The 12,829-nt window shown below is 50.4% G+C and carries 17 protein-coding genes; 12 read left to right on the top strand and 5 right to left on the bottom strand.

Translation table 11 applies throughout. The features are described from left to right. Positions 1-2 precede the first annotated feature (2 nt). On the bottom strand, positions 3-551 hold the full coding sequence (gene hslV, locus OIR97_RS17640) for an ATP-dependent protease subunit HslV (RefSeq protein WP_169543522.1): 549 nt from the start codon (positions 549-551) through the stop codon (positions 3-5). 163 nt (positions 552-714) lie between these two features. On the opposite strand from hslV, the gene OIR97_RS17635 reads away from it, so the two are divergent. The 8 genes from OIR97_RS17635 (at position 715) to OIR97_RS17600 (ending at position 5,150) form a co-directional block, all read left to right on the top strand. Next, positions 715-942 (top strand): hypothetical protein, encoded by a 228-nt coding sequence (locus OIR97_RS17635; RefSeq protein ID WP_169543521.1) that lies wholly within the window; start codon positions 715-717, stop codon positions 940-942. A gap of 123 nt (positions 943-1,065) precedes the next feature. Then, positions 1,066-1,665, top strand: coding sequence for an imidazoleglycerol-phosphate dehydratase HisB (gene hisB, locus OIR97_RS17630; RefSeq protein WP_169543520.1), 600 nt, complete (start codon positions 1,066-1,068; stop codon positions 1,663-1,665). Between the two features lie 24 nt (positions 1,666-1,689). Then, positions 1,690-2,139: a DUF2628 domain-containing protein gene (locus tag OIR97_RS17625; RefSeq protein ID WP_169543519.1), complete on the top strand. Its 450-nt coding sequence runs from the start codon at positions 1,690-1,692 to the stop codon at positions 2,137-2,139. Then, on the top strand, positions 2,123-2,761 hold the full coding sequence (gene hisH / locus OIR97_RS17620) for an imidazole glycerol phosphate synthase subunit HisH (RefSeq protein ID WP_169543518.1): 639 nt from the start codon (positions 2,123-2,125) through the stop codon (positions 2,759-2,761). Before OIR97_RS17625 ends, hisH begins: the two co-directional genes overlap by 17 nt. Positions 2,762-2,772: 11 nt before the next feature. After that, positions 2,773-3,330, top strand: a complete 558-nt coding sequence (locus tag OIR97_RS17615; RefSeq protein ID WP_219821590.1) for a GNAT family N-acetyltransferase — start codon at positions 2,773-2,775, stop codon at positions 3,328-3,330. Beyond that, the gene (gene hisA / locus OIR97_RS17610) at positions 3,327-4,061 is read left to right on the top strand and encodes a 1-(5-phosphoribosyl)-5-[(5-phosphoribosylamino)methylideneamino]imidazole-4-carboxamide isomerase (RefSeq protein WP_169543517.1); all 735 of its coding nucleotides are present in this window, start codon (positions 3,327-3,329) and stop codon (positions 4,059-4,061) included. The genes OIR97_RS17615 and hisA overlap by 4 nt, the downstream gene beginning before the upstream one ends. Further along, a complete protein-coding gene (gene hisF / locus OIR97_RS17605; RefSeq protein ID WP_169543516.1) occupies positions 4,054-4,812 on the top strand; it encodes an imidazole glycerol phosphate synthase subunit HisF in 759 nt (252 codons plus the stop codon). Before hisA ends, hisF begins: the two co-directional genes overlap by 8 nt. A gap of 8 nt (positions 4,813-4,820) precedes the next feature. Continuing rightward, a complete protein-coding gene (locus OIR97_RS17600; protein ID WP_169543515.1) occupies positions 4,821-5,150 on the top strand; it encodes a phosphoribosyl-ATP diphosphatase in 330 nt (109 codons plus the stop codon). Between the two features lie 27 nt (positions 5,151-5,177). Here the strand turns inward: OIR97_RS17600 and OIR97_RS17595 are convergent, their stop codons facing one another. After that, positions 5,178-6,893 (bottom strand): adenylate/guanylate cyclase domain-containing protein, encoded by a 1,716-nt coding sequence (locus tag OIR97_RS17595; protein ID WP_169543514.1) that lies wholly within the window; start codon positions 6,891-6,893, stop codon positions 5,178-5,180. Between the two features lie 81 nt (positions 6,894-6,974). Further along, positions 6,975-7,967 (bottom strand): adenosine kinase, encoded by a 993-nt coding sequence (locus OIR97_RS17590; protein ID WP_169543513.1) that lies wholly within the window; start codon positions 7,965-7,967, stop codon positions 6,975-6,977. A 123-nt stretch (positions 7,968-8,090) separates the two neighbouring features. On the opposite strand from OIR97_RS17590, the gene OIR97_RS17585 reads away from it, so the two are divergent. From OIR97_RS17585 to OIR97_RS17575, 3 genes are all read left to right on the top strand, one after another. Then, on the top strand, positions 8,091-9,491 hold the full coding sequence (locus OIR97_RS17585; protein WP_219821589.1) for an amidase: 1,401 nt from the start codon (positions 8,091-8,093) through the stop codon (positions 9,489-9,491). 87 nt (positions 9,492-9,578) lie between these two features. Then, positions 9,579-10,280, top strand: coding sequence for an EI24 domain-containing protein (locus OIR97_RS17580; protein ID WP_169543511.1), 702 nt, complete (start codon positions 9,579-9,581; stop codon positions 10,278-10,280). Beyond that, on the top strand, positions 10,277-10,798 hold the full coding sequence (locus tag OIR97_RS17575; RefSeq protein ID WP_169543510.1) for a hypothetical protein: 522 nt from the start codon (positions 10,277-10,279) through the stop codon (positions 10,796-10,798). Before OIR97_RS17580 ends, OIR97_RS17575 begins: the two co-directional genes overlap by 4 nt. A 3-nt stretch (positions 10,799-10,801) precedes the next feature. Here OIR97_RS17575 and nth read toward each other — a convergent pair whose 3' ends face one another. Further along, positions 10,802-11,440: an endonuclease III gene (gene nth / locus OIR97_RS17570; protein WP_169544334.1), complete on the bottom strand. Its 639-nt coding sequence runs from the start codon at positions 11,438-11,440 to the stop codon at positions 10,802-10,804. 69 nt (positions 11,441-11,509) lie between these two features. Between nth and OIR97_RS17565 the strand changes: the two genes are divergently transcribed. After that, positions 11,510-12,004: a DUF2244 domain-containing protein gene (locus tag OIR97_RS17565; RefSeq protein ID WP_169543509.1), complete on the top strand. Its 495-nt coding sequence runs from the start codon at positions 11,510-11,512 to the stop codon at positions 12,002-12,004. On the opposite strand, the gene dapB is transcribed toward OIR97_RS17565, so the two are convergent. After that, positions 12,001-12,804: a 4-hydroxy-tetrahydrodipicolinate reductase gene (gene dapB, locus OIR97_RS17560; protein WP_169544333.1), complete on the bottom strand. Its 804-nt coding sequence runs from the start codon at positions 12,802-12,804 to the stop codon at positions 12,001-12,003. The two genes, OIR97_RS17565 and dapB, sit on opposite strands and share 4 nt — an antisense overlap. Positions 12,805-12,829 lie beyond the last annotated feature (25 nt).

The following is a 12,829-nucleotide window of genomic DNA, read 5'->3' as shown; positions in this document are numbered from 1 at the left end:
TCTCAGATACTCTCGATAGTAAAATTCCGGTTTGTATAGACACAGATATCGGCGGCAACTTCCATGGACTTGCGCACAATATCTTCGGCTTCCAGTCCGTCGATATCAATCAGGGCACGGGCGGCAGACAGGGCGAAATTACCGCCAGAACCAATGGCGATAATGCCGTCATCGGGCTCAAGCACATCCCCGTTCCCGGTCAGGGTCAACGAAACATCTTTATCCGCAACCGCCATCATCGCTTCCAGACGTCTCAGATATTTGTCTGTGCGCCAGTCTTTTGCGAGTTCAACACAGGCCCGTGTCAGATTTCCGGGATGTTGTTCCAACTTGCCTTCCAGACGTTCGAAGAGCGTAAAGGCATCGGCTGTTGCGCCAGCAAATCCAACGATAACATGGCCGCCCGCACCAATTCTGCGCACTTTGCGCGCATTTCCCTTAATGACGGTTTGACCAAGGGATACTTGACCATCCCCTGCAACAACGACCTTGCCGTTTTTTCTGACGGACAGGATTGTCGTCCCGTGCCAGCTTTCCAGTTGTTCAGACATTTAATTTCATTCTTCCAGTAACGTGTCTTTATGAAAGACGATGTAACCATTTTAATTCGTCGGTCAAGGTTGAACCTCCATTTGACCAGAAATCCTGTCACAGATGAAACAGTCAGGCGTTTGTATGTAAACGGCCCGGAGGGGCATAAAATTGGAGACGACAATGAACGCGACACTGCAGCATACCCCGCCTTCCCCAGAAAAACAGGCGAATTTAAAGGCAATCTTTGAAATCCTTGCCTATTTAAAGGTGGATGCCATACGGGACGGTGAAAAGGAGTTGGCCGCTCGTCTGGATTTCGCAATGAACTGCGCCGAAGAGCAGCTTGCAACCGTTTCCCGGGCGCAAACCATCCCGCCTGTGAACACAGGTATCCCTGCAAACTTATAAAAAATATTTCATTTTTTACGACCGAATACCCATTCTCTTTCTGTCAATGCTTGGATTTATAGGGACTTCCTGCTATATCCTCGCGTGACTGCGTCTCAATTTATGCGCCGGAAAGGAATTTTCATGCGTGAAGGTCGTCAAGAACGGATTACGAACGAAACCAAGATTGAAGTAAGCCTCAATCTGGACGGTACAGGTAAATATGATGTGAAAACCGGAATTGGGTTTCTGGATCACATGATGGAACAACTGTCCCGACATAGTCTGATTGACCTTCATATCCGTGCTGAAGGCGACCTGCATATTGACTTCCACCACACAACCGAGGATGTGGGAATTGCAGTGGGCCTCGCCTTTGCAGAGGCGTTAGGCGACCTGAAAGGGATTCGCCGCTATGCCAATGCCCTTATTCCAATGGATGAAACGCTGACAAGGGTTGCCCTGGATATCTCCAACCGACCTTACCTGATCTGGAAAGTTGCTTTTACCCGCGACAAACTGGGTGAAATGGACACGGAATTGTTTAAAGAATGGTTCCAGGCCTTTGCTCATGGAGCGGGCATTACTTTGCATGTCGAAAATCTGTATGGCGAAAATAACCATCATATCATCGAGAGCTGTTTTAAAGCGCTGGCCCGGTCTTTGCGGGATGCAGTAGAGATTGATCCACGGCGGGCGGATGCTGTTCCGTCGACAAAGGGAGTGCTGGGCGGAAGCCTGTAAGGGTTCAGTCCCGGCAGTGATGGGATGAAAACTTATTCTGTCTTTTATCATATGGACAGACCGTTGGATGGTGCGGGGTTGATTGTTGACCGCGACAGCTTTCACTGGTTAGCCTTTATGCTGCCTGCACTCTACGCGTTGATGAACCGGCTGTGGCTTCCCCTTATTCTGTATGTCGCGGTTATTTTCCTGACAACGATCCTGTTGAACATGTTATCCGTTCCGCAAACGACTGCGTTTTCACTGTCCTTGGGAACAAACTTGATTTTCGCCTGGGCCGTACCCCTGTTAAAAGCCGAACAGAGGCGCAAAGCCGGGTATCAGGAAGCCGCCCCGGTGATGGCAAATACACGCGACGGGGCGGAAAGATTAGCAATACAGGCGCTCAAAGACCAATTATACAAGGCATCTGTTACACCTGTTGCCCCGGATCTTGCCGGGACGAGTGGAAAAGAAAATGATTACAATAATTGATTATGGTTCTGGAAATCTGCGTTCTGCTGCAAAGGCATTTGAACGGGCCGTTCGCGAAAGAGGTCTTGAACATACTGTGGTTGTGACCAGCGATCCTGATGTTGTCGCGCGCGCGGACCGGATTGTACTGCCCGGTGTCGGGGCCTTTCGGGATTGTCAGGTTGGACTGAATAACCTGGATGGTATGTGGGATGCGTTGCAGGAAGCTGTTGTAACGCGTGCGATGCCCTTTATGGGGATCTGCGTTGGCATGCAATTGATGGCCAGTCGCAGCCTTGAATATGGGGAAACCGATGGGTTTGGCTGGATCCCGGGGGAAGTGACGGCTTTAAAACCAAACGATCCGTCGCTGAAGATACCGCATATGGGCTGGAATGAACTTAACCTGCAGTCAGATCATATTCTTTTGGACGGCCTGAAAAACGGGGATCATATTTATTTCGTGCATAGCTATCATGTTGCTGCCCACGATCAAAAGGATGTTCTGGCAACCGTTGATTATGGGGGCACAGTGACAGCGATTATTGGAAAAGACAATATGGTTGGAACCCAGTTCCATCCGGAAAAAAGTCAGGAAGCGGGATTGCGCCTAATCGGTAATTTCCTGACCTGGAAACCGTAAAGGATATTTGGATGCCCGACAGCAATAACAGAATTATCCAACAGCCGGTTATCGAACTGATGACGGAACTGAATGCTGCAGACATGGATGACCTGTGTGATGCTTCCAACCAGGCGATTGTGGATGGTAATGGGTTTGGTTGGCTAACCCCGCCTCAACGGTCCGTTCAGGAAGCCTTCTGGAAAGGTGTTGTCACTATTCCGGTCCGTGAAGTGTATTGCGCACGTCTGGAGGGCTGCATCGTTGGCTCAGGCCAGCTTGTTAAGCCGTTTCCCAACAATGAAGCCAGTGCGCATATTGCGCAGATTTCTACCTTTTTTATAGCGCCTTACGCGCGGGGGCATGGTCTGGCCATCGGACTGTTGGCCGTGATAGAGCAGTCCGCCGCCAAGCAGGGCTTCAAGATCCTTGAAGTTGATGTGCGTGAAACACAGAAAGCGGCTATTTCCCTGATTGAAAGCAGTGGCTTCAAGCGGTGGGCGACAAAAGAAAAATATGCCTGGAACGGAGAGAAGTTCGTGGATGGCTTTTACTATATGAAAGACCTTCAGGAGGAGGCGTCAACATGAACTTATATCCGGCGATTGATCTGAAGGATGGTAATTGTGTGCGTTTGTTGCGCGGTGAAATGGCGGCGGCGACAGTGTTTAATGAAAACCCGGCAGATCAGGCAGCAGCCTTTCGGCAGGCGGGTTTCAAGCGCATCCATCTTGTCGATCTGAACGGTGCCTTCGAAGGCAAACCGGTCAATGCGTTGGCGGTTGAAAATATCCTGAAAGCAACAGATGTCCCTGCCCAGCTGGGCGGCGGAATTCGGGATCTGGCAACAATCGAAATGTGGTTGGACAAAGGCATTAGTCGCGTGATTTTAGGGACAATTGCGTTACGTGATCCACAGATCGTGAAAGATGCCTGTAAGGCCTTTCCGGGGCATATTGCAGTGGGGATCGACGCCCGTGATAGTATGGTCGCCGTTGAAGGGTGGGCTGAAACAAGCGAAACATCCGCGTTGGATTTGGCGCGGAAGTTTGAAGATGCGGGTGTTGAAGCCATTATTTATACGGATATTGACCGGGACGGTGCCTTGCAGGGTGTCAATGTGGAGGCAACAGCCGCGTTGGCCGAGGCGATCTCCATTCCAGTGATCGCCTCAGGCGGCGTGGCCTCTATTGACGATATTCGAAATCTGCTGGCAGTGCAGTCCAGTGGTATCGAAGGGGTGATTATTGGTCGGGCGCTGTATGACGGTCGGATTGATCCGGCTGAAGCCCTCAAAATGGTGGAGCTGTCAAATGCTTAAATCCCGGGTTATACCCTGCTTGGATGTAAAGGACGGGCGGGTAGTTAAGGGGGTCAATTTTGTTGACCTGATTGACGCTGGTGATCCTGTTGAACAAGCCCGAGTGTATGATGAACAAGGGGCAGATGAGCTCTGTTTTCTGGATATTACAGCCAGTTCTGATAACCGCGAAACCATTTATGATGTCGTAAGTCGCACGGCCGAGCAGTGTTTTATGCCGCTGACTGTGGGCGGGGGCGTACGAACCGTTGACGATGTTCGCAAGCTATTGCTTGCGGGGGCAGACAAGGTTTCCATCAATACGGCGGCCGTTCATAATCCTGAATTTGTTCGTGAAGCCGCGCAAAAATTCGGTAATCAATGTATCGTTGTTGCCGTGGATGCCAAGCAGACGGCCCCGGGTAAATTTGAAATTTTCACCCATGGCGGGCGGGAACCAACAGGCATCGATGCGGTTAAGTGGGCGCAACAAATGGCCGAGTATGGTGCGGGTGAAATTTTGCTGACCTCAATGGATCGGGATGGTACCCGCGAAGGCTTTAATATCCCATTGACCCGTGCGGTAGCTGATGCTGTCACAATTCCTGTGATTGCGTCGGGCGGCGTTGGAACACTTGATCACCTTGCGGAAGGGATTTTGGAAGGGCACGCAACAGCGGTGCTGGCCGCTTCGATTTTTCACTTCGGCGAATATTCTATTCAAGAAGCTAAAGAAGCGATGCAAAAGGCAGGCGTTGCCGTCAGGCTGTGAGGGGCGTTATGACATATAAGGCAGATATACTGGATCGGCTGTTTGAGACAGTGGCCGAGCGAAAAGATGCGGATCCCACCAGTTCGTATACGGCCCGGCTGTATGCGAAAGGGACCGCAAAAATCGCTCAAAAGGTTGGTGAAGAAGGTGTGGAGCTTGCTCTTGCCGCGGTGCAGAAGAACCGTGACGAGATTATTTCGGAAAGTGCTGATTTGTTTTATCACATGTGTGTCTTGTGGGCGGATGCCGGCGTTGCGCCATCAGAAATATATGCAAAACTGGTCGCGCGGGAAGGCTTGTCCGGACTGGATGAAAAGGCAATGCGCACCGACGACTGATCGGTTGTTATTCAGGGTGTTCTCGCGTTAGCCTTTGTCGATTTGCAGGGTCATAGCGTCTTTAATGATGTGAATGCCCAGCGGTTCGTTTCGGCCCCGGATCATTACTTTTTCGCGCGACGAATTGCCCTCAAAACCCGCTGTGAGCGCCGTTTTTTCTGAGAATATCAACTGACTGCCATATTCTTTATTCATGTTTTCAAGGCGGCTGGCCGTATTCACCGCATCACCGATAGCGGTGATGGATGTGGCTTTTCCATATCCCATTTCTCCAACAATCACAGATCCAATATGGACGCCAATGCCAATCTGCAAAGGTTCGTTTAGATCAGATTTCAGGCTTTTGTTCATCAGATCAAGTTCGACGGCCATTTCTTTCGCCGCGCTTAGGGCTTTTCGGGCGGCGATATCCGGTTTGTCTTCCAACCCAAATAACGCCATCACGCCGTCGCCGATAAACTTATCCAGATGTCCGCCGGATCGTTCGATGGCTTCGCCCATATGACGGAAATACTGATTGATCACAAAGACCACGTCATAGGGGAGTTTATGTTCAGAAAATTTCGTAAAGGATCGAAGGTCTGCGAACAGGATCGCGATTTCCTTCTCCTCCCCTTGTAAATATCGCGGCCTAGAAAAAGAATGACGGGCAGTTGCCTTGGCTGGTAGCAAGGGGGCGACCGATAGATTGGAAACCGCTTGAATCTGGCAGGCAAGGCGGGTTCCCTCTGCTGCACCAACACGTTTCAGAACAGCAAGTTCTTTGTCAGAGGGGGGCGGCAGGGTATCTTCACCCGAAATCACCCGGACCCGGCAGGTCGAACAGCGACCACGGCCGCCGCAAACAGACGCATGCGGAATATTGCCAAGCTGGCTGATTTCCAAAATTGTTGACCCCGGCGCTCCGGATACGATGCGTCCATCAGGATAGGTAATCGAAACCAGGGTTTCCCGCCTGAAATAAATAAACCAGAAAATACGGCTGAGCAGCAACGTCATCAAAAGAACAACGATGACAATATAGGTCACTTCCCGGACTTGCAGATACCATTGGTATTTCGCATCGGTTATGCCAAGGGCATCAAAGAAATTCTGTTTCCAGATGGGATCCCTAAGAAGCGTTTCAACTTCGTTTGCCCCGTTTACAAAACCCGTCAAAGCCAGAAGCGGTAGAATAATCGCAATCGTATAGAGATACGGAAAGGCGTCTTCATACCAGGGTTTCAGGCGAAGCCAGAAATGCAGGCCCAGACATCCATGGAGCCAGGCGACCAAGGTGCCCGCGGTTTGCATAGCGGCTTGTTCCGGGGCGGCAATCCAAAGGTTGAACAACACATAGGCATAGCTGTCATGTATGCCGATCAATTCGTGAGAAATCCGGGTGCCGATCAAATGTCCGGCCAAGAGTGGGGGAATGGCAAGCCCCATTGTGATTTGCAGAACCTCTTTTGCCGGAATGCGTTTATAGGAACGGTGAGCGAGGAGTTTTGCAAATACCAGAACCACGTGAACCATCATTGCCAGCAAAAGAATGGCTGTTCCAAAGGGATTGCGCCAGACCGCGACAAAGATGGTACGCCCGGCCTCCATAGCGTCCAGTGAGATAAGCCCCAATGAGTGATTGATAAGGTGCATGCATAAAAACACCATAAGCACCAGTCCACTGTATAATCGGAGTGAACTGGCCCTTACCCAGCGGTGTTTGTCAACAATATCAATGGACGGGTCGTTTTCTGCTGTCATAAGTCCGCCTGTATGGTCTGCAGAAAAGAGTGAGGCGTCCCGTCTGGAGTGTCAAGTAATTCTCTGTTGATCCGTCTGGCGTTACGAGAGTTTCTGAGCAATCAGATCTTTCAAAGAGGTTTCCGGGCGGGCACCAATGTGACTGATGATTTCAGCGGCTGCAAGCGACGCAATGCGGCCACTGTCGGCAAGGCTATAACCGTTCGTAAAGCCATAAAGGAAACCAGAGGCATAGAGGTCGCCAGCCCCGGTTGTATCCACCACATCCACACTGGTATCGGCTTCGACGGTTAATGTGTTGTCGCCCTGAATGATAACGGACCCTTTGTTGCTTCGGGTAATGCAGGCAATTTCAACAGTGTCGCGCACAGCGGCGATTGCATCGGACAGGTCTTCTGTTTGATACAAGGATTTAATTTCATCCTCATTGGCAAACAGGATATCGACGCCCCCTTTGATAAAGGTCTGGAATTCACCGCGAAACCGATCAACGCAGAAGCTGTCGGACAAGGTCAGGGAAACCCGTTTGTCGGCTTCATGGGCGATCTCGGCGGCTTTTCTGAAGGCGGCTTTACCGCCGTCCGGATCCCAAAGATACCCTTCCATGTAAGTCACTTCAGAGGCCGCAATCATGGCAGGATTAATATCGTCCGGACCCAGTTCGACACAGGCCCCTAAATAGGTGTTCATTGTTCGGTGTGCGTCCGGTGTAACCAGAATAAAACTTCTGGCTGTTGCTGCGCCGTCAGTGCTGCGTTCGGTTTCAAATGTGACGCCCATTGCCTGAATGTCATGGGCGAAAATGGCACCTAACTGATCATTTCTTACTTTTCCGATATAGTTGCTTTTTCCGCCGAGGGAGGCAACACCTGCGGCGGTATTACCTGCAGAGCCGCCTGAAATTTCAATCGCGCTTCCCATTTTAGCATACAGGTCTTCCGCCCGGGCTTCATCAATGAGATTCATAGAGTTTTTGACCAGGGTCTCCTGTGTCAGAAAATCATCGTCAATCCGCGCCAGTACGTCCACGATGGCATTTCCGATGCAGGTGGTATCAAATTTATAATCAGCCATGAAGTCTCTCTTGTTTGAGTAAAGCCCGCGCGGAGTATAGTGTTTCAAAGATCAGTTGCAAGGTAGGGCTGTACTTTTGTCAAGATTTTTGTCATCAATTAGAACATGAATGAACTGATAAAAATGACTGCGGTTGAAGCAGTAGAGAAGTTGCAAGCGGGGGACGTGACCCCGCTGGAACTTATTGACGCCAGTGAACAGCGTATTCGTGAAACAGAGGGCGCTGTAAATGCGCTGCCCATTCAATGCTTTGACCGGGCACGGGACCATGCGAAATCCTTGAAGAAAAAAGCAAGGCACAGCGATGATGGGCCCTCGCTTCATGGGTTGCCGATTGCCATCAAGGACCTGACGCCAGTTGAAGGGGTTCGATTTACCCTGGGATCGCCGATCTTTGCTGATCAGATTGCCGCGCATTCCGACATTATGGTGAAACGACTGGAAGAACGGGGTGGTATTGTGGTTGCCAAGGCAAATACCCCGGAATTTGGAGCCGGCGCGCAAACATTTAATGAAGTTTTGGGAACAACGACCAATCCGTTTGATGTGTCAAAAACACCTGGTGGGTCATCCGGTGGTTCCGCTGCGGCATTAGCCGCGGGTCAGGTCTGGTTGGCGCAAGGCAGTGATCTGGGCGGTAGTCTGCGCATTCCTGCCAGTTTTACCGGGGTCGTTGGATTGCGGCCCTCTCCCGGCCGGGTCGCACACGGCCCCTCAACCTTGCCGTTCGGTGTCGGGTCTGTTGAGGGACCGATGGGGCGTACAGTTGCGGATGTAGCGTTGATGCTGGATATGATGGTCGGTGAACATATCGCTGATCCCATCAGTCTGCCCAGACCTGATTACTCCTACCTCGATAAGGTCAAGGCGCCCCGGAAATTTGGCAAGGTTGCCTATAGCCCAAATTTGGGGCAATGCCCGATTGATGGTGAAGTCGCAGTGATCTGCGCAAAGGCTGCCGAGGCGTTTAAAGATTATGCGACCGCTGTTGAGGAAGACTGTTTTGATCTATCAGACGGCGATAACATTTTTCAGACGTTGCGGGCGGCACAATTTGCGGCCGCTCACGCGCCAAAATTAAAAGAAAACCGGTCGCTGTTGAAGCCGGACGTGATCTGGAATATTGAAGCTGGCCTTGCACTCACGGCCAATGATATTGGCCTGGCCCAGCGTCAGCAGGGGGCTTTATATGCGGCAGTAGCAGAATTTTTCGGAACCTATGATCTGCTTATTGCGCCGACTGTAATGGTGCCGCCGTTCAATCACGAAATACGATCCTTGTCGGAAGTGGAAGGGGTCAAGTTTGACAATTACGTCGCGTGGCTCGCCATGACATATCTGCTGACCAACACAAGTTGTCCCGTGATTTCGGTGCCGTGCGGAATGACCCGGTCCGGTTTGCCTGTTGGTTTGCAGATTATGGCGCCAGCACACCGGGAAGATCTGGTTTTGCAGGCGGCCGCGCTTTTTGAGGCTGATCACGAATATTCTAAATTGGTACCGATTGATCCTGTTTTAAAATAGCAGGATCGTTAGGAAAGACGTTGCACTGAGTGTCGGATACGCCTACATGATGCAGCATGATTTTACATTCCGGAGGGGAGCAGTCGCGTGATTGACGCTATTGGTAAAGCTATTGCACAGATGAGCGATCCGAAATTTCGGTCGGTTCTCATAAAATCCATTCTTGTTTCCATACTGGCATTTGCGGTTACAGTGATCGCTGTGATGGAACTGGGGGATTTTATTCCGCGCATGGAAGGGGACGGGTTCTTTACAGATTTTGTGAACGGTTTGATTGCCGTTCTGACTGGGGGGGCCGCTTTTATTATTGCGGGCTTTGGTTTTCCTATTGTGATGAGTGCGGTTATAGGCATTTTCCTGGATGATATTGCCGATGCTGTGGAAGCCAAACACTATCCGTCCGATTCAAAAGCACGGGATGTTCCGCTTTGGTCTTCGATCTGGGATAGTGTGAAATTTCTTGGGGTGATTGTGTTATGCAATCTTGTCGCCTTACCACTGTACCTTATTCCTGTGGTCAATCTGTTCGTTTATTACCTGTTGAACGGCTATCTTTTAAGCCGGGAGTTTTTTCAACAAGTGGCCATACGGCATCATGAGATGTCAGAAGTGAACAAACTGCGGAAGATTGACGGGTTTGAACTTTTCCTGATCGGTGTCGCGATTACCTTTTCGCTTACCATTCCGATCGTCAATCTGATTGTGCCCATCATTGCAACGGCTGCGATGGTCCATCTTTATAAAAACCGGGCCGCCAAGAAAACGGCAACGGCGGTTGATGTGGTATGATCCTGTCTCTTTTAAAATGGGTTTTGCCTCTTGCTTTTCTTGCGCTGACTGCTTGCGGAACACCGCAGCAGGCGGTGCAGACGGAAGAGCAGAAGGAAATGCAAATAATAGCGAAAGAAGTCAGTAAAGCTAAAGAGGAAGCGGCAGCCAAAGGAGACGCAACGCCCGAAGTGATGGCTGCCACGCCACCAGCGACTGACCCACAAATCAGGGAAGAGCCTGAGCCGGAGATCCCGAAAGTCAGTGTTTTAATGGGCAAAAGCATTTCCGAGATCAAAGCCGTTTTCGGGGATCCGGCTCTTCGGCGAAAAGATAAGCCAGCAGAGGTTTGGCAATATTTAACCAGTGAATGTGCCCTGCATCTGATCTTCTATCCGGAAATGGACAAGAAAACAGGGAAACTTACGGTACAGCATATTGCCATGAATGATCGGAAGAAAGCCTATCTGTCGGATGCTCGGGCCTGTTTTGGCAGTCAGCTGAAAAAAGTCGGCGAGCATGCCGAAATTCTGAGCTAGACATCACGCGATAGTGGTTTTCCCTTTAAAGGAACACAGGTCTTCAACCAGACAATTCGGGCAATCAGGTTTTCTGGCTTTGCAGACATATCGGCCGTGTAAAATCATCCAGTGATGAGAGTGCCGCAGATATTCTTTTGGGATGACTTTAGCGAGTTTTTTTTCAACCTCTAACGGGGTTTTTCCTTTGGCCATACCAGTTCGGTTTCCCAGTCTGAAAAGATGGGTATCAACCGCTATCGTGGGCTGGCCGAACGCGATATTAAGGACGACATTGGCTGTCTTTCGGCCAACACCTGCAAGGGCTTCAAGTTCTTCGCGGGTTTGCGGGACTTGGCTTTGGTGATCGCGGATCAGGGCTTCGCACAGTTTGATGACATTTTTAGCCTTGGTTTTAAAAAGTCCGATTGATTTGATGTAATCCCGGACCGTATCCTCGCCCAGAGCCAGCATTTTTTCAGGCGTATCCGCAACCGCGAAAAGCGGCCCGGTTGCTTTATTGACCCCAACATCCGTTGCCTGTGCAGAAAGAACAACTGCAACCAGCAGGGTAAACGGGTTTACGTAATCCAACTCACCTTTCGGTTCTGGATTGGCTTCGCTCATACGGCGAAAAAATTCGTTTATATCTGCCTTTTTCATAGTATTGTTATTGGCATAGTCCTGCCTTCTCTGCAATGGTGTAATCCAGTAGCCGGAAAGATGTGAGCCATGACAACAGCCTCAAATGATGCACGAACAGAGGGAGTGAGAGCCGACTTTTCGGTTATCCTGCATCCACATCGCAGTCTGTCGCCTAAAGCGTTTCTGATCTTGATGCTGTTTATTGCAGGTGTCAGCTTTGTCACCGGATTTGTGTTTCTGCTCATGGGAGCCTGGCCGGTCGTCGGGTTTTTTGGATTGGATGTCTTACTGATTTACCTTGCCTTTAAATATAACTACAAGGCCGGGCGGCAATGTCAGATTGTTGATCTGACAGAGGGTAATTTGCGCGTTCGTCACATCACGCCGGATGGAAAAGAAACCCGGCAATCGTTTGAAGCCTATTGGGCCCGTGCCGAAATTGAAAAAGAGAAACTGTATATTTTATGCCGGCAGGATCGCGTTGAAATCGGGGAATTTCTGATTGAAGACGAAAAGAATGCGGTAAAGGGCGAGCTGGATGCGGCCCTCTACCGATATCGAAATGGCGCCGTCTTTCCTTAGTCTGACAGACCCAAAACGTCCATCATGTCATAATTGCCGGCTGGTTTGTCTTTGGCCCAAAGGGCGGCCCTGACGGCTCCACGGGCGAATATCGACCGATCGCCAGCCTTGTGGGTCACTTCAATTATTTCGTTTTCTGCTGCAAATAAAACCGTGTGATCACCAACCACGTTGCCGCCCCGCAAGACAGCATAACCGATATCCCCTTTTTTTCGCGCGCCTGTAATGCCGTCCCGTCCACGATCAGCAACAGCATCATGGTCGACACCGCGCCCGGCTGCTGCTGATTTTCCCAGAAGAAGCGCTGTGCCAGAAGGGGCATCAACTTTATGGTGGTGATGCATTTCAAGAATTTCTATGTCGAAATCATCATCGAGAATGGCGGCAACCTTTTTGGTAAGCTGGGCGAGCAGATTAACGCCAAGGCTCATATTCGCGCCTTGTATGATGGTGCCTGAATTCCCACACTGGGTGATCTCGGCCTGTTCTTCATTGGTCAACCCAGTTGTACCAATGACGTGGATTTTTCCATATTTTTCAGCCAGTTTTGCATGGGCGACGGTGGCAACAGGGGCAGTGAAGTCGATAACCGCATCCATCTGTTCGAACAGATGTTCCGTATCCGTTGAAATCGAGATCCCTAAAGCACCGATATTTGCAAGCTCACCAATATCCTGACCAATAAAAGGAGATGTCTCTGGTTCCGTGCCCCCAGCGACAGTGCAGCCACTGGTTTCACTGATCTGTTTGACCAACATTCGGCCCATACGCCCCGCACATCCAACAATTCCGATTTTCATATCGCCCATTTCACCACCCAAAATT

Origin of the sequence: Sneathiella aquimaris, from assembly GCF_026409565.1 — a bacterium.
In the GTDB taxonomy this organism is placed as follows: Bacteria; Pseudomonadota; Alphaproteobacteria; order Sneathiellales; family Sneathiellaceae; genus Sneathiella; species Sneathiella aquimaris.
The sequence above is the reverse complement of the archived record's forward strand: the minus strand, read 5'-3'. Positions and strand labels throughout refer to the sequence as shown.

Bases quoted from the DNA above. Each gene is read 5' to 3' on its own strand.
- hisA (WP_169543517.1), top strand. From the start codon at position 3,327: ATGAACTTATATCCGGCGATTGATCTGAAGGATGGTAATTGTGTGCGT.
- OIR97_RS17635 (WP_169543521.1), top strand. From the start codon at position 715: ATGAACGCGACACTGCAGCATACCCCGCCTTCCCCAGAAAAACAGGCG.
- OIR97_RS17600 (WP_169543515.1), top strand. From the start codon at position 4,821: ATGACATATAAGGCAGATATACTGGATCGGCTGTTTGAGACAGTGGCC.
- OIR97_RS17565 (WP_169543509.1), top strand. From the start codon at position 11,510: ATGACAACAGCCTCAAATGATGCACGAACAGAGGGAGTGAGAGCCGAC.
- dapB (WP_169544333.1), bottom strand. From the start codon at position 12,804: ATGAAAATCGGAATTGTTGGATGTGCGGGGCGTATGGGCCGAATGTTG.
- OIR97_RS17590 (WP_169543513.1), bottom strand. From the start codon at position 7,967: ATGGCTGATTATAAATTTGATACCACCTGCATCGGAAATGCCATCGTG.
- hisF (WP_169543516.1), top strand. From the start codon at position 4,054: ATGCTTAAATCCCGGGTTATACCCTGCTTGGATGTAAAGGACGGGCGG.
- OIR97_RS17575 (WP_169543510.1), top strand. From the start codon at position 10,277: ATGATCCTGTCTCTTTTAAAATGGGTTTTGCCTCTTGCTTTTCTTGCG.
- hslV (WP_169543522.1), bottom strand. From the start codon at position 551: ATGTCTGAACAACTGGAAAGCTGGCACGGGACGACAATCCTGTCCGTC.
- OIR97_RS17615 (WP_219821590.1), top strand. From the start codon at position 2,773: ATGCCCGACAGCAATAACAGAATTATCCAACAGCCGGTTATCGAACTG.
- OIR97_RS17585 (WP_219821589.1), top strand. From the start codon at position 8,091: ATGACTGCGGTTGAAGCAGTAGAGAAGTTGCAAGCGGGGGACGTGACC.
- nth (WP_169544334.1), bottom strand. From the start codon at position 11,440: ATGAAAAAGGCAGATATAAACGAATTTTTTCGCCGTATGAGCGAAGCC.
- OIR97_RS17625 (WP_169543519.1), top strand. From the start codon at position 1,690: ATGAAAACTTATTCTGTCTTTTATCATATGGACAGACCGTTGGATGGT.
- hisH (WP_169543518.1), top strand. From the start codon at position 2,123: ATGATTACAATAATTGATTATGGTTCTGGAAATCTGCGTTCTGCTGCA.
- hisB (WP_169543520.1), top strand. From the start codon at position 1,066: ATGCGTGAAGGTCGTCAAGAACGGATTACGAACGAAACCAAGATTGAA.
- OIR97_RS17595 (WP_169543514.1), bottom strand. From the start codon at position 6,893: ATGACAGCAGAAAACGACCCGTCCATTGATATTGTTGACAAACACCGC.